The organism is Streptomyces sp. NBC_00459, from assembly GCF_036013955.1.
Classification (GTDB): Bacteria; Actinomycetota; Actinomycetes; order Streptomycetales; family Streptomycetaceae; genus Streptomyces.
The window spans coordinates 2,711,639-2,735,012 of record NZ_CP107903.1 but is presented as its reverse complement, the minus strand read 5'-3'; the positions used below and the strand labels follow the sequence as shown (position 1 = coordinate 2,735,012).

Here is a 23,374-nt window from a genome sequence, read left to right as displayed (position 1 = left end):
TGACGATTCGTCAACTCCCTTGCCGGCAACGGGTATCCCCGTTCACCGAAGCTCCACATGGCATGCAAAAATTCCACAACCCGGCATCCCCCATCGCCGGGGCAAGAGGGGAAACATTCGTGAAGTCAAGGAACATGGGCCGTACGCGCAGCCGCGCCGCCATAGTCGTCGCGGCCGCTGCCTCGGTCGCCGCGGGAGCGGCGCTGCTGCCGGCCGCAAGCGCGAGCGCGGCGACCGCGCGCTCCGCCGCCCCGGTCGTGGACCAGCAGACCAGGGCCACCTTCCAGCGCCTGGCCGACGCGGTCCTCACCGACCGTACGGACGCGCTGGTCGACGGCGGGCAGGGCGACCGGAAGAAGCCGCTGACCAGTGGCTTCTCCGGTGACGTCAGGCTGTCCGCCGCACTGGCCCGCAGCGAGAAGGCCGCACTGTCCTCGCTGGACCTGCGCAAGAACCGCCTCGCGGCGCTCGGCGAGAAGTACAGCAAGGCCGACACCGTCGTCACCCTGAACAGCGCCCGCCTCCAGGGCACCACCGCCAGGGTCCAGGTCACCGAGACCACGGCCCTGACCTACCGGAAGGTCCGCGGCGACGAGCCGGGGACCACCGGCTTCCAGGCCCACCACGAGCTGACGTTCACCGCCGGCGCGCGCGGCGACTGGCAGCTGACGGCCATCCGGAACACCGACCCGGCCGCCGACATCGCGGTGAACCAGCCGGCCAAGCCGTCCGTCACGGCCAAGGTCCGCACGGCCAGGGCCGGCGCCACGCCCAACGCCCCCCGCGCGGCCACCACCCGCACAACACCGGCCAAGGCCAAGAACCTCACCACCGGCGCCTTCGACTACAAGGCCATGGCCACGTACGCGGAGAAGTACTGGAGCACCTACAACAAGGCCTACCCGAACTTCAACGGGCACGGCGCCGGCGGCGACTGCACCAACTTCGTCAGCCAGTCCCTGAAGGCCGGCGGCTGGAAGCACGCACCCGGCTACGTCTACGACTACACCAAGTGGTTCGGCAACGCCGAGATCCAGTCGGACTCCTTCGTCGGCGTCAACGAGTGGTCCTGGTTCGCCCAGAACTCGAAGCGCACCACCAGCCTCGCGTACGTCTACCAGATGGACGTCGGCGACGTGCTTCAGATGGACTTCGACAAGGACGGGTCCAAGGACCACACGATGATCGTCACGTACCGCAACGCACAGGGCGTGCCGTACCTGACGTACCACTCCGCCAACACCTACCGCAGGTCGGTGGCGAGCATCATCGCGTCGGAACCGAACGCCTACTACTACGCCTACCGCACCTGATCGCCCCGGTCCCGCCGCGCCGGCCCCTTCCCGGGCCGGGGCGGCGGGACACATGGTCCGACCGCCCCGCAGCCCTGTAGCGCGCGCTCAGTGGGCGGTCGTCCCGCGTTCCTCGCGGATACGGCTCACCACGCCGGCCACCGTGCGCCGTACGGCCTCCGTCTCCGTCAGGAAGTGCCAGTAGTCGGGGTGGCGGCCCTCCAGCCCGGCGATCGCGCGCTCCAGCCGGGCCACCGACTCGTCCAGCGGACGGGCGTCCCTCGGGTCCGGGGTGTTGCGCCCCGACATGGCCAGCCGCTGCGCGTCCCGGATCGCGAAGCGCGTCCGGTCGATCTCGCCCCGCGGGTCCTTCTGCACGGCGTTCAGCTGCCGCAGCCGGTCCCCGGCCGCCGACACCGCCTCGTCGGTGGTGTTCAGCAGCGCCCGCGCCGTCGACAACAGCGCCGTCGCGTCCGGCCAGCGCTGGGCGTCCCGCGCGGCCTGCGCCTCCTTGAGCCTGGCCTCGGCCTGCCGCACATGGTCCGTCGCCTGCTCCGGTACATGCTGGAGGTCCTGCCAGCACGCCGCCGAGAACCGTCTGCGCAACTCGCTCAGCTGCGGCTCCACCTGCCCGGACCGCGTGGTCAGCGCCTCGGCGCGGGTACGCAGCGACACCAGCCGGTGATCGATCTCGGCGGCCCGCTCGGGCAGCCGCGCCGCCTCCGCCCGTACCGCCTCCGCCTCGCGCGCGACCCGGTCGGCCCGCTCCAGCGTCTCCGGCACGCCGTGCTGCCCGGCGCCCTGGTTGAGCCGGGTCAGCTCGGGCCCGAGGGCGGCGAGCCGGGCGGCCAGGTCGTCCGCCCGCAGCCCCGATCCCCGGACCGCGTCCAGGGCGTTCGACGCGGCCAGCAGGGACTGGCGGGCGCGCTCCACGGAGGGTGCGAGCCGGGCCAACTGCGTCTCGGCCTTGCCGAGCAGCGGCCCGAGCCCGTCCGCGAAGCGGTCCAGGTCCTGCTTGACCCGCCCCAGCTCCTCCTTGGCCTTCGTCAGCTCGGACCGGGCGTGGGTGGCGGCCGAGGCCTCCAGGTCGTCACGGTCGAGGTCATGGGCGTCGATGGCGGTGATGTACCGGCCGCTGGCCTCGTCGATCCGGCGCCCGAGCCCCTCGAAGTCGGCGACCGCCCGCCGGGCCGCTGGGGTGTCGTCGACGGCCTTGATGGTCTCTATCGAGATCCGCAGATCCCGCTGGGCGGTGTCCAGTTCGTAGAAGGCAGCGGCGGCGGCGTCCTTCGCGGCCTGCGCCTCGGCGCGCTGGCTCTCGGCCCGTCCACCGAACCACCGCCGCGTACCACCACCGGCGAAAGCCGCGGGCAGGGCGAGGAGCAGCGGCAACGGCAGCAGTACGAGCGTCAGCACGTCCCGCGCCGTGGCGCGCACGCCGGTTCGAGAGGCCTCGGGCGGGCGGTGCGGCGAGCGGTGAGGTGACTGCCGCGCGCGCGGCGCAATCGGCGTGTGCGGCTCAGAAGTGATCGCCGTCACATCCCTCTCCCGTGCTGTGATCTGCCCTGCCCGGTTCATTCTCCCACCGGTTGAGGACGAACACACGGGCCGATCGGTTCGCGCTGCGCGTACCCGGTCACGAATCCGGTCGAGTACCGAGCGCAGACCGGGCCACCGCGAGGCTCACCCCCCGGCGATCCGCACCCGTATGCTCCCGTCCTGGGTCTTCGCCGACACCACATGCGCACTGTTCTCGGCGCGCGGCACGGACACCTTCACGGAGCCGTCGTCGGAGTCCGCCGTCACGCGGTACGTCTCCCGGGGCAGCTCGATCGTGAGCGAGCCGTCGTCGCTGCTCGACTCGACCAGGTCCGGCACGGAGGCGAGTTCGAGCCGCACCGAGCCGTCCTCGGAATGTGCCCGCACCTGCTGGGAGCGCACACCGAGGGCACGGATCGAACCGTCGTCGGTGTGCAGCTTCAGCGGGCCGGTGGAGTCCTTGACGGTGACCGAGCCGTCCTCGGAACGGATGTCGAGGGCCTGGTCGAAGCCGCGTGCGGTGACCCTCCCGTCCCCGTTCCGCACGACGACGGAGACACCGCGCGGCACCTCGATCCGGTGCTTGGCCGAGCAGTCGGCGACCACGCCCGAGCACTTCACCCGCAGCTTGAGCCGGTCGTCCTCCATGGACCAGGTCACCTTGGGGTCCTTGCCCATGGTGACGGAGCCCTGGAACCAGCGGGTGACCTCGATCCGGCCCGACCTGCCGGAGTCCGCGGTGACGATGTCGAGCGCGGACTCGTTCGAGTCGACGGTGAGCGTGCGCCCCTGCAGGGCGAAGGAACGGTGCTCCGGATCCTTGTCGTCCCCGGCGGAGGAGCAGGCCGACGCGGTGGCGACGAGCGCGACCACCGCGCCGGTGACGGCGATGACACGGGTGCGCGGAAATGCTGAACGGGCCATGGTCCCAATCCCCCTGAGGTGAACGCGGGACCGGTGATCGGCGATCGGTGGAGCCGGTCCTGCGACACTCTTCGACCGTACGGAGCCGACGCCCGCCGGGGCATCCGGGACGCTCCCCGATGCGTACGGGGGAAAACCCCCGAATCCGGGGCCGCCGATCTCCGGGGCGGATACGGGTTTGCGAGGCAGGGCCCCGGGCAATGTAGGCTGACGACTCGTCCTGGGCGCGTAGCTCAGTGGTAGAGCGCCGCCCTTACAAGGCGGATGTCGGCGGTTCGAAACCGTCCGCGCCCACCAGGATCAACGTAACGAGTGGCCCCTCGGCGGATTCGCCGAGGGGCTGTTTCGTGTGGCCAGGTGTGGTGAACGCGACCTTCGGATCACCCTCGTAAGCGTGCCGGATATCGTGAGTGGAAGTGACGGCGTGATCAGAGAGGTTGCCGTGTCGGACGTGTCGGACGAGGGACGGCTCATCGCCGGGCGGTACCGGCTGACCGAGCAGATCGGCCGTGGGGGCATGGGCACGGTCTGGCTGGCCGCCGACGAGATGCTCAACCGCCGGGTCGCGCTCAAGCGTCTGCACGAGGACTCCCGGTACGCCGACGACGAACTGGCCCTGATGTACGAGCGCACCCGCCGCGAGGCGCAGAGCGCGGCCCGGATCGCGCACCCGAACGTGGTCGTCGTCCATGACGTCGTCGAGGACGACGGGCTGCCCTGCATCGTCATGGAGTACGTGCCCTCGACCACGCTGGGCGCCCTGCTCAAGAGCGGCGGAACCGTTTCGCCCGAGGAGGCCGCCCGGGTCGGTCGGGGCATGGTCGGCGCGCTGCGCGCCGCCCACGAGGCCGGCGTACTGCACCGTGACGTCAAGCCGGGCAACGTCCTGCTCACCGAGGGCGGCCGGGTCGTCCTCACCGACTTCGGCATCGCCACGGCGACCGGTACCAGCACCCTCACCCGGACCGGCGAGATCGTCGGCTCCATCGACTTCATGGCACCGGAGCGCATCCAGGGCGACACCCCCGGCCCGGCCTCCGATCTCTGGGCGCTCGGCGCGACCCTCTATCAGGCGGTGGAGGGCCGGCCGCCGTTCCGTCGGCTGACGCCGGTCGAGACGGCGTACTCCATCGTCACCGCCCCCCTGGAGCCGATGAAGCAGGCCGGCCCGCTGGAGCCGCTGATCACGGCCCTGCTGGCCAAGGACCCCGCCGAGCGGCCCTCGGCCCAGGAGACGGAACTGGCGCTGCGGTCGGTGACCGAGGATACGGAGCCGCGTGCGTGGACGGCGCCCGTTCTGCTGTCGGTCCCGGGGGGACGGGCCCCGGATCCGGACCGCACCGGTGGCACGCGGAGGAGGACCGGCGACACAGGGGAGGCGGTTCCCGTACGACCGAGCGGCGGGCGTGGGCGCCTCACCGTCCTCTGGAGCGCGGTCGCGGTGATCCTGGTCGCAGGGGGTACCGCGGGCGGCCTCTACTACGTGAACTCGTCCGGCAGGGACACACAGAGCGCGGGTTCGGGGACCAGCCCCACCCCGACGACCTACGCGCCGTCACCTGTTCCCGACGGCTACCACCTGGTCACGGAGAAGGCGCTCGGTGTCGCCTTCCCGGTGCCGGACGGCTGGCAGCTGAGCAAGCGGAAGTCCGACGGGGTCGTCTACATCGACGAGACCCGCCTGGTCAGCCTCAGCATCGGCATGGTGGACCCGGCCGGCGACACCTTGGCGCACTTCAAGGACATCGAGGCCAACACGAAGCTCAACTACCCCGGGGACAAGTACCGCAAGATCTACATGCAGCGCACGACGTACCGGGGTCAGAAGGCCGCCATCTGGGAGTTCACCATCGAGGGCCGGGCGCGCGTGTTCCACGCCATCAACCTCGGCTTCGGGCAGGAGGGCGGCCGGGAGTACGACATCTACGTCTCGGCGCCCGAGGCGCAGTGGGACACCTACCGGCCGGTCTTCGACCGGGTCCGGGAAGGTTTCCGGATCGCCTCCACGTCCTGACTCCCGGGTCGCCTCAGACCTCAGACCTCAGATCTCAGGCCTCAAGCCCCTCGTCCGTGTCTTCGTGTGCGTGCTTGAGCCGCGTACGTGCGTCGACCCGGTCCGGTCCCGTGACCTCGGCCCAGAAGCGGTGGCCGCTCACGAACACCGCGAGCTCGTGCTCCCGCCGCCGCAGCTTCTCCACCTCGGCCTGTTCATCGGCCGACCAGCCCGGTGACGCGGGGCGCTCCACCTTGCGCCAGCCGCCGGTGTCACTGAAACCGTCCAGCGGCTCGACCGACCAGGGGAGCCGCTTCAGGAGGGCGGACAGCTCGGCCCGGACCTGATGCAGCTCCTCCTGACCGGCCAGGAGGTCACTCGGGAAGTCATAGGTCGTCGCCACGCGGTAATGGTACGCCTGTTCGATTTTGAGAAGCGAGTTCCTCCGGGGACTTCCTCCCTGTCTTCACGCGAACGGGTGACCGCCGCCGGACTGTGCCGGGGAGGGCGGTCAGCGGCCCCCGGCCGCCAGCTCCCGCACCACCCGCGTGGCCACCGGTACGTCCACGCCGTGCCGTTCGGCCGCGCGCAGCAGGGCTCCGCCGATCGCGTCCAGCTCCAGCGGGCGGCCCGCCTCCGCGTCGCGCTGCATCGACGACCTGGTGGCGGGCGGGAAGGTGTCGTAGCGGGCCAGGGCCTGGGCGGGGTCCGCCGGGCCGCCGCAGGCCAGACTCACCGCCGCCGTCTCCTCGACCAGGGCGGTCAGTTCGTCGCGGTGGCGGGTGCGGACGTCGCCCAGCGGGAGGCCGTACAGCGTGGTCAGCAGGGCGAAGGGGGCGAGGAACGACATCTTCGCCCACAGTGCCGCCGCCTCGTCGGGCAGGACGCGGGTGGCCGGTCCGGCCGCCGCGAAAGCGGCGGACAGCGCGTCGAGACGTTCACGCGGCACCGGGTCGCCGGCCAGGTCGATCTCCACGAAGGGGCTCGCGTGTTCGATCACGCCGGGTGCCGTACGGGTCGACTCGACCCGGATCACGGCCGGGGCGACACGGTCGGCGCCGTAGCGGGCGCGCAGTGCGGCCGGGTGTTCGACGCCGTTCAGGAACGGTACGAGCAGGGCGTCGCCCAGCGCCTTCGCCGGGACGCGGGCCAGGGCCGCGTCGAGGTTGGTGTGCTTGACCGCTACGAGGACCGCGTCGACGGCGCCGAAGGAGTCCACGGCGTCGGCGGGGTCCGATGCCTCCGGCAGCTCGGTCGCCGCGTCCACCCTCGCTGTGAACTCGCCGAACCGGCCGCTGCGGACGCGGATTCCGCCCTCGCGGAGAGTACGCGCGGTGTCGTCCCCGGCGAGGCAGAGCACGCGGTGACCGGCCAGGGAGAGAAGGGCGGCGAGGAGGCCGCCGACGCCTCCGGGGCCGAGTACGGCAAAGGTGAGCGTGTCCTGGCGTACGTCTGCGGGTGTGTTCGTCTGCATGACTGGTCGAACCTCTCCTCGGTCGGCCCCTGACAGGTGGCCGCTTCGCGGAGCATGATCGCAGCCGGTGGCGGCGAAGGGCACTCCCCTTTCAGCATGCGGGCGGCGCGGATCGCCGGGCACGCGCGAGACTGGAGGCATGTGCCGCAGCATCAAGACCCTTCGCCCACCCGTGCTCCCCGAAGAGGCCACCGAGGACGAGATCAGGGCCGCCGCCCTGCAGTACGTCCGCAAGGTCTCCGGCTTCCGGGCTCCGGCCGCCCACAACCGTGAGGTTTTCGAACACGCCGTCGACGTCATCGCGGCGGCCACGGCGGAACTGCTGGCCGGTATCGAGGTGCGAGGCGGGGGCGGCAGTACGACGACAGCCCGGCACGCGTCCTGAGACGCGCGCCGGGCTGTGAGGTCACTGGCTGAGCCTCCAGGCCACCGAACCTCTAGCTGACCGTCCACTTCTGGTTGTCGCCCGTGCCGCATGCCCACAGCACCATCTGTGTGCCGTTGGCCGTGGCCGCGCCGTACGCGTCCAGGCAGAGGCCCGCGTTGACGTTCGTGATCGTGCCGTCGGTGTTGACGTTCCACTTCTGGTTGTTGCCGCCGTGGCAGTCCCAGATGACGACCTTCGTACCGTTGGTCTTGCCGCTGTCGTAGGCGTCCAGGCACTTGTTGCCGTACACCACGAGTTCCTTGCGGGAGGTGTACGTCCAGGCCTGGTTGGAGCCGCCGTTGCAGTCCCACAGCTCGGCCTGGGTGCCGTTGGTGATCGTGCTGTTGAACAGGTCCAGGCAGCGCCCGGACTGCTTGCCGACGATCAGGTTGCCGTTCGTGCCGGGGACCGGCTGGACGGTCAGTGTGCCCAAGGCCGGGCCGTTGGTGACCGCCAGCGTGTTGGTGGCTCCCTTGGAGAGGGCGACCTGGACGGAGATCGTGCCCGGGGTCGAGCCGGTCGGCGGGAACGACACCGTGGTGGCCGTCTGGCCGTTGACCTTGAGGGTCGCCGTGCGGGCGGTGCTCGTGTTGTTCGTGTACGTGAAGTCGGCGACCGCGACACCCGTGTTCGCCGCACTCACGCCGGTGTAACTGGCGGACGAGTCGGGCTCGTACGCGCTGCTCGCCGCCTCCGTGCCGCCGGTGATCGAGAGCAGGACCGAGCCGCCGGCCGGGACGCTGGTGGTGTAACCGGTGGCGTACGAGCCGATGTTCGTGCGGCTCCACAGGTCACGGACGGTCGCGGACGCGCTCGTCAGGCCGAGGTCGGCCCAGCGGACGGTGATGTTCTGGGCGGAGGAGGTGCGGTTGAGGAGCACGGCGGCACGCTTGCCGGTGCCGGACAGCACCTTGCCGTACACCTGCGCGCCCGTGGTGTCCTCGGCGACCTTGACGCCCTGGAGGCCGCGCGGGTCCTGGTCCACGGCGACGACCTCGGGGTTCTTGAGGATCGCGGCGGACTCGGCGGTCATCGTCGAGAGGTTGTTGCCGGCCAGCAGCGGGGCGCCGGAGATGGCCCACAGGGCCATGTGGGTGCGGTTCTGGGCGGCGGTGAGGCCGGTCATGCCGACCATCAGCATGTCCGGGTCGTTGTAGTAGCCGGTGTGCTGGGCGGTGGGGTGCAGGCCCTGGTCGTAGTTGGACAGCATGTTCGACATCGAGGGGTTGTTGCCCCAGAAGATGATGTCGGTGCTGGTCCGGAACATGGGGGCGAGACCCGGGGCCCAGTTCCAGGTGTTCTGGTAGCCCCAGTTGCAGATGGAGAGGGTGAGCGGGCGCCCGGTGGTGGCGGAGGCGGTCGCCACCGCGTCGCTGATCGACTTGTACGTCGTCGCCGCGTCGAGGCCTTCGACGTCACCGCCGCACCAGTCGACCTTGACGAAGTCGAAGCCCCACGTGGAGAACTGGAGCATGTCCTGGGCGTAGTGGCCCTCGCTGCCGCTGCCCGGGGCGGCGGGGCGGCCGGTCGGGAAGTAGTAGCCGCAGCCGTCCTTGCCCGCGTCGGTGTAGATCCCGGCCTTGAGGCCCTTGCTGTGGATGTAGTCGGCGATGGCCTTCATGCCGCCGGGCCACTCGGACTCGTCGACCGTGATGTTGCCGGCACTGTCCCGGGTGCCCTGCCACCAGCCCTCGTCGATGTTGATGTACTTGTAGCCGGCCTCGGGCAGCCCGGAGGCGACGAACGCGTCGACCTGGCCCTTGATCACGCTGTAGTCGATGACCGCCGCGAAGCTGTTCCAGGAGGCCCAGCCCATGGGGGCGGTGGGGACCGGTATCTGGCGTGTGGAGGCGGCGACGGGGGCGGCGCTGTCGAGGGCGGTGGCTTCATCGGCCTGCGGCTGGGCGAAGAGGAGGGCGGCGGTTGCCGCTGTCGCGAGCGCGAGGGCGCGGATGGCGGTGCGTCTGAAGAGGGACGAGCGCGGCGGGGGATACATGCGGCTCCTTTCCGGGGCGCGACGGTGCGACTCCCGGAGCTTTGGTCGATATTTCGAACCGCGATCGGCGAACCGAACGAGGGGGCGCGCTGAAATTAGAGCCACGGGAGGGTTAAGTCAACGGGTGTGGCAGGAGTGGGGTTCCCAACCGGGGGATTTCGGGCGGGGGTTGGGGCGCCTATGAGCGCGCGGGTGCTGCTGTATGGCGGGTGCGGCGGCGTTGTGGCTTGTCGTGCTCCGCGGCGGAGCCGCAAAATGACACAGCCCCGCGCCCCGGTCGGGCGCGTCTTCTCGGCGCCCGACAACAGGTGTCCTTGAACACGGCACCGCCTACAGGGGTGCGCCCGTCACCCTCGGCCGGCGCATCAGGAAGGCCGCGCCCGCGCCCGCGCCGAAGAGGGCGGCCACGGACACGCCTGTCGCGAGCCAGGTCGCGCCCAGCCACTGGCCGCCGAAGTAGCCGAGGGCGACGCTGTACGCGGCCCAGGCCAGCCCGGCCACGATGGACCAGGGGAGGAACTCGCCGACCCGGCGGTGGGCGGCGCCCGCGCCGAGGGAGACGACCGAGCGGCCCGCCGGGGCGAAGCGGGCGACGACGACCAGGATGCCGCCGCTGTGCGCGAGGGCCTGGCCGAGACGTTCCTGCGCACTGGTCAGGCGCCGGGAGCGGGCGATCGCGCGGTCCAGGCGGGCCCCGCCGTGCCAGGCCAGCCGGTACGCCACCAGGTCGCCGAGGACCGACGCCGTGGCCGCGCACAGGGTGAGCGCGAGGATGTCGGGGACCTCCTGCGGCACCTGCCCGGTGGCCGCGCCCGAACCGGCGGCGGCCGCCGTGGCGGCCGTGATGACCAGGACACCGCTCGGCAGTACCGGCACCAGGACGTCGAACAGGACGGACACACCCACCAGGGCGTAGATCCACGGGGTTCCGGTCAGGGACCCCACACTCTCAAGCACCGCAGACTCCCCGAAACTCCCCCGTCGGCCCGATCCGTGCCGCTACCTCGCGGGGGAGCGGCGGGCGGCCTGTGACAGCCATACAGCGTACGCGGCGGGTCTGACAGGAGATCCACGGGGGGCGCATGTGTTCGGCACACGATGTTCACCCTGACGCACGCCGGTGCCCATCCCCGGGATGCGGGGATGGGCACCGGCGTGCGAACGAGCGATGGATCGGATGGACCGGATGGATCAGGCTGCTACCGGGGTCTTCTCCCGTGACCCCTTCGTCGCGCCCGACGAGCGCTTCGCGAGGAACCGGTCCAGGCCGAAGGCGCCGGAACCGGTGAAGATGAGCAGGAAGAAGGCCCAGCAGAAGGCGGCGGCCAGTTCGCCCTGGTTCTGGATCGGCATGAGAGCGCTCGGCTGGTGGACGTCGAAGTACGCGTACGCCATCGCGCCCGAGGCGATGAACGAGGCGGCACGGGTGCCGAGGCCCAGCAGGACCAGGGTGCCGCCGACCAGCTCGATGACGGCCGCGTACCAGCCGGGCCAGGTGCCGGCCGCGACGGTCTCCTCGCCGCCGAGGACGCCGAAGAGCGACCGGGCGCCATGGCAGGCGAAGAGCAGGCCGACCACGATCCGGAAGAGGCCGATGGCGTAGGGCTGAGCGTTGTTGAGGCGAGCGGACATGTGGGGGATGTCTCCTTCGGTCGGGACCGTTCCGTCCGAAAGGTTTCGAGACCTGAGGGCGGATCGGTCCGGGGGCGGAACCGAGCGGGTAATCCACCGTAGGGGGGCCTGATCAATGCTTACAAGTTCAACATTTGGCCACTGCTTTGCCTCTTGACGGACCTCCGCCCGCCCTTCCGATTCGCCGGTCTCCGCACGTGGGGAGCGTCGGTGGGGTCATCCGCAGTACCGCCCGCGCCATCGCATCCGCGTCCGAAAGTATGACCGAATCCACACCGGGGCGGGCCCCGGCCGCCGTCACCCAGTGCACGCCCTCCGTGGGCACTCCGAACGCCAACCTCCTTGCATGTGAACGTCCTTGACGGTTCATCAGGAAATAAGGACGCGGTGTCACGTCCAGTCCGCCGGTTTCGTGGCCGTCGCTCACATGAGGCCTCGCCCCGCCGGTGCTCAGCAGTCGGGCGAGGAGTGGGTCGGCCGTGCGGCGGAGGTCGGCCTCCGGCAGCCGTGCTTCCACGAGCGAGGTCACGCGTACGGCCGAGCCCGGCACGTCGGGGGAGTGTGCCACCCAGGCCCCGTCCTCGGCCCGTACGTCGAGCCGGGGCCCGAGTATCTCCACCACGCCCGCCGTCACCAGCGCCGCCAGCTCCTCGACGCGCCGACGGGGCGGTCCGATGGACAGGAAGGCGTTGAGCGGGGTGTACCAGCGGTCCAGGTGGTCCCGGCGCGAGTCGCCCGCCAGCCCGCCGTGGTCGACGATCAGCCTCAACTCGTTGCGCAGGTCGCGCAGTACGTCCTGGGCCGCCTTCACGGGCCCGTCGACATTGCCCGACGCGGCCTGGGCGACGTCCTCGTGGAGATGGGCGAGCAGCCAGCTCCGCCAGGCGGCGGTATCGGGAAAGACCTGTCCGGCGTACGGCCGTGACATCCGCTCCCAGGACCAGCGCTCACCCTCCGGTACGCCGAACTCGTCCAGTACGGCCGCCTCTTGGGGGTCGCGGTGCGGGGTGCCGAGGAAGCGGTCCCGGAAGCCGTCGAGCGGGCGGTCCGTCAACTCCCGTGTGCGCAGCAGGGTTTCGTAGTAGACCGTCTCGACCTCCTTCGCCACCAGCGGCCATATCTCCCCGCGGAAGTCGGGTGCCTCGCCGGAGTCGGCGCGTTTGCGGAAGCGGGCGATCACCTCGTCGGTGAGGACGAGCGGGGTGTGCCTGCCGTACGGCCCCTTCGTGTTGTCGCCGCGTGCCTGGTAGGGGATGCCGCGCCGCGAACCCGCGTAGAGCCGCGGCTCACGCCCGGAGGGCAGATAACGCAGCCCGCCCGCGCCGGAGTTGGGCGTGTCGCGAACGAAACGGCCGCCGCGGCCCGTCGTCAGCAGGGTCAGATGGTCGAAGAAGTTGAGGCCGAGGCCGCGCAGCAGGACCGGTTCGCCGGCGGCGAGCGGTGAGAGGTCGACGTCGGCCGGGTTGGCGGGCGGTATGTGGCACAGGCCGCGGTGCAGGGCGTACGAGGCGAGGCGGCGCTGTTCGTCGTCGGGGACGAGGGGGAGGTGGCCCTGGGCCAGGACGACGGCGGTCAGAGCGGTCAGGGTGCGGCCGTCCGCGAGGGTGAGGGTCTGGCTGCCGTCGGGGGCGTCGTCGAGGCGGGTCGCGCGGGCCCGGTGCGTCCGGACGCGCACGGCGGGCGGCGCCTCGCGCACGACCTTGGAGAACACCCACTCCAGGTAGCGGCCGTAGTGGGCGCGGGTCGGATAGTCGTCCGGACCCAACTCGCCTGTCACACCAGGTGAGTCGCGCGCCCACTCGTACAGGCTCGGGCCCGGCCGGACCGGGCCGGAGCAGTCCACGCTGTCGTCGGTGAAGAGGGTCACCTGGGAGGCCACGGTGTTCATCAGCAGCCGGGGCGACTGCGAGGTGCGCCAGACCTGGCCGGCGCCCGGCGGTGCCGGGTCGACGACGTGGACGGTCAACCGGGCCCCGCGCGGCAGGAGTTCGGGAGCGGAGGCGCACAGGCGTTCCAGCACGCTGGTGCCGCGCGGCCCTGCACCGACCAGGGCGACGGACATGACGAGGGGGCCGGACGCGGTCCCTGAGGCGGACCCCGAGCCGGTCCCTGAGGCGGTCCTGGACGGCTCGGCGGGTGCTGGAGACATCGTGGGGAACTCCCGTGCGTGTGGGGCGCGTTGGCAGCGAACCGTCAAACGGAAGCAGACGGTCCGCCTCATCATGCCGTCGGCGACCACACGAACCGAGCACCGGGGACCGGGCTCGCCGCCGGTGTGGGATCCCTCACCCGCTCAGCTTCGACTCCATGACGGTCTCCAGCCGGGCGCTGTCCTTCTGCCCCTGCGTCCGCTCCAGCCGCAGCCGGGCCGAACGGCCGTGCAGGGTCAGGGTCATCAGCATGTTGCCGAACCAGGGGCCGCCGCCCGTCTTGCGCCAGGTGACCGGTGGACGCGGGACCCTGCCGTGCCGGGCCAGGCGCCGGCCCAGGGCGCGGCCCAGACCGCTCCAGCCCAGGCGGAAGCCGACCTTGATGTAGCGGGGGATGGCGTTGTGGACCGGGGAGCAGGTCAGCTGGAGGACGCGGGCGTCCGGGCGGGCCGCTTCGGGCCAGGTGGCCTCGGCCGCGTACGCGTGGTGGACGTCCCCCGACAGGACCAGCACCGTCGCCGGGGCCTCGGGACCCGAGCCGGCCTCCGCGATCAGGTCGGCCAGGGCGGTGAACGAGCTGTTGAAGGCCGCCCAGTGTTCGAGGTCGGCCCCGCGACGCAGCTTCTCCCCGAACCGGGCCCAGCGCGCGCCCCGTTCGCCCCTGCACAGAGCCTCGTCCCACGCCTCGGCGTCGTGCACCAGATGAGGCAGCAGCCAGGGGAGCGAGGTGCCGATGAGGAGGTGGTCGTAGGAGCCGGGATCGGCCAGTGCCTGTTCCCGCACCCAGGCCTCCTCACCCGGGTCCAGCATCGCGCGCTCGTCCTCGTCGAGGACCCGGGCCGCCCTGCTGTCCACCATCAGCAGCCGTACGCGGCCGAAGTCGCGCCGGTAGCTCCAACGGACCGAGGCCGGGTCGGCGTCCGCCCGGGAGGCGAAGGCGCGCACGGCGTCCGTACCGTCGGCACTCTCGCGCACGGCCGCGTACAGCGGGTCGGTGGCCAGCTCGTCCGGGGCGAGGTTGCCCAGGTGCTGGTGCACCCAGTACGACATCAGGCCGCTCAGCAGCCGTTCGCGCCACCAGGGGGTCTCCCGCATGTCGGCCAGCCAGGCGGCGCTGGTGTTCCAGTCGTCGATGACGTCGTGGTCGTCGAAGATCATGCAGCTGGGGACGGTGGAGAGGAGCCAGCGGACCTCGGGGTCCAGCCAGGACTCGTAGTAGAGGTGGGTGTACTCCTCGTAGTCCGCGACCTCGGCGCCCGGCGGCTCGGACAGGTCGCGGCGGGCGGCCAGCCAGTCGCGGGTCGCGTCGGACACCTCGTCGGCGTACACCTGGTCGCCCAGCAGGAGGAGGACGTCCGGGCGTTCGGCCGTGGGGTCGGCCGCGATACGCGCCGCCAGGGTGTCCAGGGCGTCCGCGCCCACCGGGTCCTTGTCGTCGGCGGCCGGTGCCGCCCAGCGGCAGGACCCGAAGGCGACCCGGAACGCGTCGTCGCTCCCTCCTTCGCCCGCTGTCTCCTCGGGGGTGCGGATGACGGAGGGCGGGAAGGGCGAGTCGGGCAGCGGCCACACGCGGACGCCGTCCAGCAGTACCTCGTAGGGAGTTGTCGTGCCCGGGGTGAGGCCGGTCACCGGGATCAGCGCGTAGTGGTGCCCGGCGACCTGGAAGGTGCGGGTCTCACCGCCGACGCCGTCCGCGCAGCGCGCCTCGGCGACGCAGGGACGGTTCGCCTCGACCCAGACGGTCGCGGACGAACTGTCGGCGTACCTCAGCAGTGGTCCCAGGCGAAGTTTCGCCACGTGATCTCCCGGCCCTTTCCATTTCCATGGTCGGGCGTGCCTGTTCGGCTCGCCATCCGACGTCGCCCCGTACGGTACGGAACGACGACGGAGGGCGGGGAGGTTCCGTGCATGGCGCAGTCAGTCAGCAGCCGCTGAGTACCGAGCTCAGCTTGGTCTTCTCGGCGGAGTCGACCGAGAGGTCGTAGTAGTACTTCACCTGGACCCAGGCGCGGACGTACGTGCAGGCGTACGAGGCGACCGGGGGCATCCACTCGGCCGGGTCCTGGTCGCTCTTCTGCTGGTTCACGTTGTCCGTGACGGCGATGAGCTGGGGCCGGGTGAGGTCGTTGGCGAACGCCTGGCGCTGGGCGGTGGTCCAGGCGTCGGCGCCCGAGTCCCAGGCCTCGGCGAGCGGGACGAGGTGGTCGATGTCGAGGTCGGAGGCCGCGGTCCAGGTGGCGCCGTCGTAGACGGAGTACCAGCTGCCGCTGGTGGCGGCGCAGGCGGAGCTGGTGACGACGTTCGTACCGTCCCGCTTCAGGACCGTCTCGCGGGTGTTGCAGGTGCCGGAGATGGTGATCCAGTGCGGGAACAGGTCACGGTCGTAGCCGGTGCGGTCCTCCGTCGCCACGGTGAGCGAGGCGAGGTAGGTACGGGCGGTGGCGGCGCTGACCGGGGTGGGGAGAGCGGCGGAGGCGGTCGGACCATTGAAAAGTCCGACCGAGGCTATGAGCCCGGTGAGCGCCGCGAGTATGCTGAGCCGTCGACGCGCGTAGAACTTCGGCATGCGAACTCCCTCGGGGGATGGGGGTGTTGAGCGCGGGCGAGTGAATCGTCGCGTCGCTTGATTGCCGTGAGATGTGCGATCGGTAAGAAGTTAGTGACGTGGGCATGACATAACAACCCTCTGGGGTCGGTTATCGTGGACGGTGCAGAAGGGGAGTAGCTCTTCGCCGGACCGTCGACATACTGCTCAGCTCGTCTGAGCCGGCGCCCGGAGGCAGGTTCCGCACAGTCTGTGCGGGCCGGCCAGCGAGACCTTCGGCAGAGCAGCAATACGTGTTTACGTGTCACGTGTGCTGCCGTGCCGAGGTGTCGCAGCGCGGTGAGCGTGCAGTCGTCGCACTCTCGGTGGGGCAGCCCCTACCGATTGAGGAACCTTGATCAGCTTCAGTGTCATGGCGCTCGTCTTCGGCGTCGTCTTCCTGGCCGAACTCCCGGACAAGACCGCCCTCGCCGGGCTCGTCCTCGGCACCCGCTACCGGGCCTCGTACGTCTTCGCGGGCGTCGCCGCCGCCTTCGCCGTCCATGTCGCGCTGGCCGTCGCGGCGGGCAGTGTCCTCACGCTGCTGCCGCAGCAGATCGTGCACGCGCTGACCGGTGTGCTGTTCCTCGGTGGCGCAGCCGTGCTGCTGATGAAGAAGGACGAGGGCGAGGGGGAGGTCCCGCGCCCCGAGGACCAGTCCTTCTGGAAGGTCGCGGGGACCGGCTTCATGCTCATCCTCGTCGCCGAGTTCGGCGATCTCACGCAGATCATGACGGCCAACCTCGCGGCCCGCTACGACGATCCGCTCTCGGTCGGTCTGGGTGCGGTGCTCGCGCTGTGGGCGGTGGCCGGGCTCGGGATCGTGGGCGGTCGTGCGCTGATGAAGCGGGTGCCGCTGGATCTGATCACCAAGGTCGCGGCCGTGCTGATGCTGGGGCTCGGGGTGTGGAGTCTTTGGGAGGCGGTGGCCGGGTAGGCGGGGACCGGGCGCCCCGCTGGGGCGCCCCGGAGGTGACCGGTCGGTGAACGATTGCCTCAGACGGTAGCGGGCGGCACGGTTTCTTTTGTACCGTGTAGGAACAAAGTGGCTCCCGCCCGTTTTCCCTGACCGGCGGGCGGGGCCGCCTTGGTCCCGTACCTGTTCCTTGGAGCCCTGCCGATGACGGCCACCACCGTGCTCACCGCCCGCGCCCTCCTCCTCGACATGGACGGCACCCTCGTCAACTCGGACGCCGTCGTCGAGCGCATCTGGCGCCGCTGGGCGGACCGGCACGGGCTGGAGGGCGACGAGGTGATGAAGGTGGTGCACGGACGGCAGGGCTATGCCTCCATGGCGGTGCTGCTGCCCGACCGGCCGATGAAGCAGAACCACGCGGACAACGCGCGGATGCTCGCGGAGGAGACGGCCGACCTGGAAGGTGTGGTCGCGATCCCGGGAGCGCCCGAGTTTCTCGCCTCCCTGCGCGGGCTCCCGCATGCGCTGGTGACCTCCGCGGATGTGGGTCTGTCGACCGCGCGGATGGCCGCGGCGGGGCTGGGTCTGCCCGATGTCCGCATCACCGCGGAGTCGGTCGGGGCGAGCAAACCGGATCCCGAGGGGTTCCTGAAGGGCGCGGCCGAGCTGGGGGTCGACCCCGCGGAGTGTGTCGTCTTCGAGGACTCCGGGGCGGGCATCTCGGCGGGCCGTGCGGCGGGGATGCGTGTGGTGGGGGTCGGGCCGCGGGCCCACCGTCACCGGCCGGATGTGGTGGTGCCGGATCTGGTGGGGGTACGGGTCGAGCGCGTGGGGGACGGGGAACTGCGGGTGAGTTTCGGGGTGGGCGGGGTTTGATCCCGGGGGAGTGACTCCGGTCAGGCGGCACCTCTTGAGCGCCGGCCCGCACCTTCGGCCCGTCCGGCGTTTGAGGACGAGGCCCTTTCAGGGCCGATGCGGGGGTCTGGGGGCGCAGCCCCCAGTCGCGTCCAGGCCGACGCCGGTGCCACCCGCCAAGCCTGCGCAGCTCTACGCAGCCCTACGGTTCTGTCGTCTCCGTCTCCAGCCGTTCGCGCGTGGTGCGGTCGTACACGCCGGGTTCGTCCGGGGTGAGGCCCCGCGTCGTCTGGTACGTGGTCACCGCGGTCTCGACGTTGTCGTCGTAGACGCCGTCGGTGTCGTTGAGGTAGATGGCCAACTGGCGCAGCCGCAGCTGTAGTTCGAGGACCTCGTCGCCGCGGTCGCCGGGGCGCAGGACAGGGGCGGTGTCCTTGTCCTCGCCGCCGGGGGCCGGGGTGATCGTGCCGGTGGCCTGGGCGGTCGTCGGTGCCTGGGTCGGGGTGGCCGACCTGGACGGGGTCGCGGAGGGGGCCGTCGGTGTGGGGGAGAAGGTCGGGGTCGCGCTGCGGGACGGGACGGGGGTGGGTGACGGCGACACCGACGGCGTAGGAATGTCGGACGGGGTCGGGGACGCCGCGCTGGTCGTCGCCGCCGGCACGCTCTCCCGGACGTCCTGGGCGGCCGTGTCGTTCCGGTCCGGTTTGTCGTACGTGAACACTCCGCCCACGAGTCCGCCCGCCGCCAGTAAGACGACGACCGCTCCGGCGGCGCCGAGGAGAAGGACCCGGGGGCGGCGGCCCGGAACGCCCGGCTGCTCGTCCTCGGCGGAGAGAGCGGGCTGGGCGGGCTGGAAGGACTGGGCGGGGCTGTCCGAGGGGTGTCGTACGGCCGGAATCGCCGCGGTCGCGGCCTCCTCCGTCCCCCAGCCGGTCTCCTGGACCGCCGGCATCGGCATCGTGACCTCGGCCGCCCGGTCGGGGGGCAGGTGCTCGGACGACGCGGGCGGTGCGGGTGATTCCGGAGTCAGTTCCACGTACGGGCGTATGCGCAGGGGGTCGAAGTCCTCCGCCGCCGCGGCCTCCGCCGTGCGTGCTTCGAGGTGGGCGTCGGCGGCGCGTTCGGCGCAGGCGCAGGAGGGCGTGTTGTCGGCCCCCCGGGGCGCGCCGCACTCCGGACACACATGCCCCTTCGGATCGTTCACTGCGCGTCGATTCCTTCCGCGTACGAACCCCCGTACGAATCTCAGAGGTTATCCAAAGCCTCTTCACACCTTCTCCCGGCGACCCCCGGAATCCGGGCTTCCAGCGAATCCCGTGAGGATTCGACAGGCCATAACCGGTCACACCGACCACGATGGGGATGTCGCAAGAGTCACAGGAGGACTTCATGGCCGGGGAAGCACGCGGTAGGACGGGGGATGTCGCGGACGAGCGACCGGCGACTCCTGGGCCCGAACACGTGCCCGGGAACGTGCTCGTCTCCATCGGTGCCCTGTTGCTCGGGATGCTGCTCGCCGCCCTCGACCAGACCATCGTGTCGACCGCGCTGCCGACCATCGTCAGCGATCTCGGCGGAATGGATCACCTGTCGTGGGTGGTCACCGCCTATCTGCTCGCGTCGACCGCCGCGACCCCCCTCTGGGGGAAACTCGGCGACCAGTACGGCCGGAAACGGCTGTTCCAGGCCGCGATCGTGATCTTCCTGATCGGCTCCGCCCTGTGCGGCATGGCGCAGAACATGCCCCAGCTGATCGGTTTCCGGGCGTTGCAGGGGCTCGGCGGCGGCGGACTGATGGTGCTGTCGATGGCGATCGTGGGGGATCTGGTGCCGCCGCGCGAACGAGGCCGCTACCAGGGCCTGTTCGGTGCCGTCTTCGGGGCGACCAGTGTGCTCGGCCCGCTGCTCGGCGGGCTCTTCACCGAACACCTCAGCTGGCGCTGGGTGTTCTACGTCAACCTTCCCGTGGGCGTCGTCGCCCTCGCCGTCATCGCGACCGTCCTGCGCATCCCGCGCCGGTCCGCACGGCACGTCATCGACTACCTGGGCACCCTGCTCATCGCCTCCGTCGCGACCTGTCTGATCCTCGTCACCTCCCTCGGCGCCTCCTGGGGCTGGGGCTCGGCGCGGATCGTGGGCCTCGCTGTGCTGGGGGTCGTCCTCACCTTCGCCTTCGTCGCCGTCGAGCGACGGGCGGCCGAACCCGTCCTCCCGCTGAAACTCTTCCGGCTGCGGACCTTCACCCTCACCGCCGTCATCAGCTTCATCGTCGGCTTCGCCATGTTCGGCGCGATGACCTACCTGCCGACGTTCCTCCAGGTCGTCCAGGGCGTCTCGCCGACCATGTCGGGTGTGCACATGCTGCCGATGGTGTTCGGCCTGCTCCTCGCCTCCACCGTCTCCGGCCAGATCGTCAGCCGCACGGGCCGCTGGAAGGTGTTCCCCATCGCGGGCACCGGCGTCACCGCCCTCGGCCTCCTGCTGCTCCACCGGCTCGACGAGCACAGCTCAACCGCCGAGATGAGCGCCTGCTTCCTCGTCTTCGGCCTGGGCCTCGGCCTGGTCATGCAGGTCCTGGTGCTGATCGTGCAGAACGCGGTCTCGTACGAGGATCTGGGCGTCGCCACCTCCGGCGCCACCTTCTTCCGCTCCATCGGCGCCTCCTTCGGCGTGGCCGTCTTCGGTACGGTCTTCGCCGGCCGCCTCGGCGACAAGCTCACGGACGCCTTCCGGGGCGTACGACTGCCCGCCGGGATCTCGGCGGACGCGCTGGAGTCCGACCCGCGCGGCATCGCCGCCCTCCCCGAGGCGCTGCGCCCGCCCGCGCTGCACGCCTACGCGTCCGCCATCACCGACGTCTTCCTGTACGCCGCTCCCGTCGCCGTTCTCGGCTTCGTCCTCGCCTGGTTCCTGCGCGAGGACAAGCTGCGCGGCTCGGTGACCGCGCCCGACGTCACGGAGACCCTGGCCAGCAACCCGGTCCAGCGGTCGTCGTACGACGAGGTGTGCCGTGCGCTGTCCGTGCTCGGCACCAGGGAGGGGCGCCGCGAGATCTACCGGACGATCACCGCACGGGCCGGCCTCGACCTGTACCCGGCGGCGAGCTGGCTGCTGCTGCGCATCCGGCGGTACGGGTGGGCGGAGCCCGCGGTGCTGGCCGAGCGCAGCCTCGTACCGCCGGCCGTGATCATCAAGGCCGCCCGGCAGATCGAGGAGCGCCGGCTCGTCGTACGCGAGGGCCTCGACATGAGCCTCACCGCCGAGGGCCACTCGGCCGCCGAACTGCTGGCACAGGCCCGTGAGGAGTCCCTGGCCGAGCTGCTGGGCGACTGGTGGGGCCCGGACCGGCCCACCGACCTGGTGCAGCTGGTGAAGCTGCTGAACGAGGAGCTGTGCGGCTCGGACGCGGAACAGCCGCACAACGGGTCGGTGGACAGGCTCAGTTGAGGTACTACCGCCGCTCCTGATCGTCGTCCAGGCTCTTGCGGAACCAGTGTTCGGCGTACGGGTTGTCGTTGTAGGGCGCGGTCTCCGAGTAGCCCAGGCGTGTGTACAGGGCGCGTGCCTCGACCAGGTCGGAGCGGGTGTCGAGGACCAACTCCCGGGCACCGAGGGCCCGCGCCGCGTTCTCCGCCGCGGCCACGAGACGCGCGGCGCCGCCCTTGCCCCGCATCTCCTCGCGCAGGAAGACCCGCTTCAGCTCACCGGTCGTCGCGTCGAGAAGCCGTACCCCCGCGCTGCCGGCCGGCTCACCGTCGTACCGGGCGACGAGCAACTGCCCGCCCGGCGGCGCCAGTTCGGCACCCGAGTCGGCAGCGACCCCGCGCTCCAGCTCGCCGGGCTCCGTACGCCGGCCCTGGTGCAGGAGGTACCAGCGGTCGCTGACCTCCGTGTAGTACGTCCGCCAGAGCGCGGCGGCGACAGGGGAGTCGAAGGGTTCCGGGGCGATGGTCCAGGTCATGACCCGCATTCTCGGGAACAGCCCCGGCGGGTGCGCAACCGAATATGCGTGACCGGCGAGTCCGGCCCCCGGCTGTTTGGGGAGCGGCATCCGGGCAACCCGGGACTTTGACCGCCCTGTTCGGACCGTCGGTCGGGCCGGTCGAGAAGTCGGTCGAGAGATCCGGAAGGCGTTCATGTCCACAGGAGTGCTCATCGTTCTGATCGTGATCATTGTCGCGGCCGTCGTCATAGGCGCGGTCGCCCTGAACCGGCGGGCCGGCGGCGCGCACGGTCCGCACAACCTGAAACGGCGCTTCGGACCCGAGTACGACCGGGTCGTCTCCCGTCACGACGGAGACACCAAGGCGGCCGACCACGAACTCGCCGAGCGTGTCCAGCGCCATGGTGACCTGCGGGAACACCCGCTGGATCCCGCCGAGCGCGAACGCTTCACGGCGCGCTGGGCGGCTGCCCAGGAACAGTTCGTCGAGTCGCCGCAGCAGGCGGTCGCCGAAGCCGATCAGCTCCTCGGCGAGCTGGCCGGTGTCCGTGGCTTCCCCAAGGGCGGCGAGTACGAGGAGCAGTTCGCGGCGCTCTCGGTCCACCACGCCGAGCATGTGCACGGCTACCGGCGAGTGCACAGCGCGGCCCACGACGAGCGGGCCGACACGGAGGAGATGCGCACGGCGATGATCGAGGCCCGCGCCTTCTTCGACGACCTGGTCGACGAACGGGAGCGGCCCCGGCCGAAGTCGAAGTCGCGACTCAACAAGCTTCAGCTGAAGGGAAGTTGACGGATATGACGGACAACGGCAACCGGGACGCGGCGAAGCCGGACACCGAGAGGCTGGATCCGGAGAAGTCGGCCGCGGAGAGGTCGGCCGCCGAGAAGCAGGCCGCCGAGCGGGCGACCGGCGACCGGTCGGGAGTCGACAGGTCGGGCACCGGGAGCGCGACCGGCGGGAGGCAGACCGGCGAACGGTCGGCCGCCGAGAGGTCGGGCACCACGAGTGCGACCGGGGAATGGCCGGCCGGCGAGCGGTCCGCCGCCGAGAAGTCGGCCGGTGGAAGGCTGACCGGCGAGCGGGCTGGCCGCGAGGGGTTGGCCGCCGACAGGCAGGCAGGCGAACGGTCGGCCGCCGACAGGTCCGACGCCAGGAAGTCGGCCGGTGAACGGTCGGCCGCGGAGAGGTCGGTCACCGAGAGGTCGGCCACCGAACGGTCGGACGACAGGAAGTCGGTCGATGGTGCCGCGATACGGCCGCCCGGCTCCGCGCCCGCTCCCACCCGTTCCCACGAAGCCCGGTCGTCCCACGGGACCGCGCTGCTCGCGCAGGACGAGCGGGACAAGCTCACACTGCGGCTCCAGCACGCCGTCACCGGGTTCGTGGACGGCCCCCAGGAGTCCGTGGAGGAGGCCGACCGGGTACTGGAGGAGATCACCGAGCGCCTCGCGGAGGCGGTGGCGCGCAGCCGCCGTACCGTCCGCGCGACCCTGCAGTCCACCGGTGCCAACGACACCGGCGGCGACACCGAGCGGCTCCGTCTCGCCATGCGGGACTACCGCGAACTGGCGGAACGGCTGCTGCACAGCTGAGCCCCCGCACACCGCTGCGGCCTGTGCACCGCCCGTCCAGTCGGCCTGCCCCG

The 23,374-nt window shown here is 71.2% G+C and carries 20 protein-coding genes and 1 tRNA gene; 9 read left to right on the top strand and 12 right to left on the bottom strand.

The genetic code is table 11. The features are described from left to right. The first annotated feature begins 119 nt into the window (after window positions 1-119). A complete protein-coding gene (locus OHN74_RS12010; protein WP_327694556.1) occupies window positions 120-1,313 on the top strand; it encodes an amidase domain-containing protein in 1,194 nt (397 codons plus the stop codon). A gap of 87 nt (window positions 1,314-1,400) precedes the next feature. On the opposite strand, the gene OHN74_RS12005 is transcribed toward OHN74_RS12010, so the two are convergent. Continuing rightward, window positions 1,401-2,831 (bottom strand): hypothetical protein, encoded by a 1,431-nt coding sequence (locus OHN74_RS12005; RefSeq protein WP_327694555.1) that lies wholly within the window; start codon window positions 2,829-2,831, stop codon window positions 1,401-1,403. A 144-nt stretch (window positions 2,832-2,975) separates the two neighbouring features. Continuing rightward, the gene (locus OHN74_RS12000; RefSeq protein ID WP_327694554.1) at window positions 2,976-3,755 is read right to left on the bottom strand and encodes a DUF4097 family beta strand repeat-containing protein; all 780 of its coding nucleotides are present in this window, start codon (window positions 3,753-3,755) and stop codon (window positions 2,976-2,978) included. A gap of 222 nt (window positions 3,756-3,977) precedes the next feature. Here OHN74_RS12000 and OHN74_RS11995 point away from each other — a divergent pair. Both OHN74_RS11995 and OHN74_RS11990 read left to right on the top strand, forming a co-directional pair. Further along, window positions 3,978-4,052, top strand: a tRNA-Val gene (locus OHN74_RS11995). Window positions 4,053-4,179: 127 nt separating this feature from the next. Then, window positions 4,180-5,769, top strand: a complete 1,590-nt coding sequence (locus OHN74_RS11990) for a serine/threonine-protein kinase (RefSeq protein WP_443060375.1) — start codon at window positions 4,180-4,182, stop codon at window positions 5,767-5,769. Between the two features lie 34 nt (window positions 5,770-5,803). On the opposite strand, the gene OHN74_RS11985 is transcribed toward OHN74_RS11990, so the two are convergent. Both OHN74_RS11985 and OHN74_RS11980 read right to left on the bottom strand, forming a co-directional pair. Beyond that, a complete protein-coding gene (locus OHN74_RS11985) occupies window positions 5,804-6,151 on the bottom strand; it encodes a hypothetical protein (RefSeq protein ID WP_327694553.1) in 348 nt (115 codons plus the stop codon). 108 nt (window positions 6,152-6,259) lie between these two features. Then, window positions 6,260-7,222 (bottom strand): ketopantoate reductase family protein, encoded by a 963-nt coding sequence (locus tag OHN74_RS11980; RefSeq protein WP_327694552.1) that lies wholly within the window; start codon window positions 7,220-7,222, stop codon window positions 6,260-6,262. Between the two features lie 139 nt (window positions 7,223-7,361). Between OHN74_RS11980 and OHN74_RS11975 the strand changes: the two genes are divergently transcribed. Continuing rightward, window positions 7,362-7,607 carry a DUF2277 domain-containing protein gene (locus OHN74_RS11975; protein ID WP_327694551.1) on the top strand — a complete coding sequence of 82 codons (246 nt, stop codon included), beginning with the start codon at window positions 7,362-7,364 and terminating at the stop codon, window positions 7,605-7,607. 52 nt (window positions 7,608-7,659) lie between these two features. Here OHN74_RS11975 and OHN74_RS11970 read toward each other — a convergent pair whose 3' ends face one another. From OHN74_RS11970 to OHN74_RS11945, 6 genes are all read right to left on the bottom strand, one after another. After that, entirely contained in the window at window positions 7,660-9,645 is a 1,986-nt protein-coding gene (locus OHN74_RS11970) for a ricin-type beta-trefoil lectin domain protein (RefSeq protein WP_327694550.1), read from the bottom strand. 330 nt (window positions 9,646-9,975) lie between these two features. Further along, window positions 9,976-10,602, bottom strand: coding sequence for a DedA family protein (locus OHN74_RS11965; protein WP_327694549.1), 627 nt, complete (start codon window positions 10,600-10,602; stop codon window positions 9,976-9,978). 234 nt (window positions 10,603-10,836) lie between these two features. Next, a complete protein-coding gene (locus tag OHN74_RS11960) occupies window positions 10,837-11,277 on the bottom strand; it encodes a DoxX family protein (RefSeq protein WP_327694548.1) in 441 nt (146 codons plus the stop codon). Between the two features lie 127 nt (window positions 11,278-11,404). Beyond that, complete coding sequence (locus OHN74_RS11955) at window positions 11,405-13,339, bottom strand: FAD/NAD(P)-binding protein (protein WP_327700080.1); 1,935 nt, start codon at window positions 13,337-13,339, stop codon at window positions 11,405-11,407. A 223-nt stretch (window positions 13,340-13,562) separates the two neighbouring features. After that, entirely contained in the window at window positions 13,563-15,224 is a 1,662-nt protein-coding gene (locus OHN74_RS11950) for an alkaline phosphatase D family protein (protein ID WP_327694547.1), read from the bottom strand. A 124-nt stretch (window positions 15,225-15,348) separates the two neighbouring features. Then, window positions 15,349-15,993: an HNH endonuclease family protein gene (locus OHN74_RS11945; RefSeq protein WP_327694546.1), complete on the bottom strand. Its 645-nt coding sequence runs from the start codon at window positions 15,991-15,993 to the stop codon at window positions 15,349-15,351. Window positions 15,994-16,366: 373 nt separating this feature from the next. Between OHN74_RS11945 and OHN74_RS11940 the strand changes: the two genes are divergently transcribed. Together OHN74_RS11940 and OHN74_RS11935 are read left to right on the top strand one after the other, a co-directional pair. Continuing rightward, window positions 16,367-16,948: a TMEM165/GDT1 family protein gene (locus tag OHN74_RS11940; protein WP_327694545.1), complete on the top strand. Its 582-nt coding sequence runs from the start codon at window positions 16,367-16,369 to the stop codon at window positions 16,946-16,948. Window positions 16,949-17,131: 183 nt separating this feature from the next. After that, window positions 17,132-17,803 carry an HAD family hydrolase gene (locus tag OHN74_RS11935; protein ID WP_327694544.1) on the top strand — a complete coding sequence of 224 codons (672 nt, stop codon included), beginning with the start codon at window positions 17,132-17,134 and terminating at the stop codon, window positions 17,801-17,803. 181 nt (window positions 17,804-17,984) lie between these two features. On the opposite strand, the gene OHN74_RS11930 is transcribed toward OHN74_RS11935, so the two are convergent. After that, window positions 17,985-18,986 carry a peptidoglycan-binding domain-containing protein gene (locus tag OHN74_RS11930; protein ID WP_327694543.1) on the bottom strand — a complete coding sequence of 334 codons (1,002 nt, stop codon included), beginning with the start codon at window positions 18,984-18,986 and terminating at the stop codon, window positions 17,985-17,987. 185 nt (window positions 18,987-19,171) lie between these two features. Between OHN74_RS11930 and OHN74_RS11925 the strand changes: the two genes are divergently transcribed. After that, a complete protein-coding gene (locus OHN74_RS11925; RefSeq protein WP_327694542.1) occupies window positions 19,172-21,229 on the top strand; it encodes an MDR family MFS transporter in 2,058 nt (685 codons plus the stop codon). 4 nt (window positions 21,230-21,233) lie between these two features. On the opposite strand, the gene OHN74_RS11920 is transcribed toward OHN74_RS11925, so the two are convergent. Then, a complete protein-coding gene (locus tag OHN74_RS11920) occupies window positions 21,234-21,743 on the bottom strand; it encodes a GNAT family N-acetyltransferase (RefSeq protein WP_327694541.1) in 510 nt (169 codons plus the stop codon). A gap of 175 nt (window positions 21,744-21,918) precedes the next feature. Here OHN74_RS11920 and OHN74_RS11915 point away from each other — a divergent pair, with 175 nt between their 5' ends. Both OHN74_RS11915 and OHN74_RS11910 read left to right on the top strand, forming a co-directional pair. After that, complete coding sequence (locus OHN74_RS11915) at window positions 21,919-22,518, top strand: hypothetical protein (protein ID WP_327694540.1); 600 nt, start codon at window positions 21,919-21,921, stop codon at window positions 22,516-22,518. 5 nt (window positions 22,519-22,523) lie between these two features. After that, on the top strand, window positions 22,524-23,321 hold the full coding sequence (locus tag OHN74_RS11910) for a hypothetical protein (protein ID WP_327694539.1): 798 nt from the start codon (window positions 22,524-22,526) through the stop codon (window positions 23,319-23,321). Window positions 23,322-23,374 lie beyond the last annotated feature (53 nt).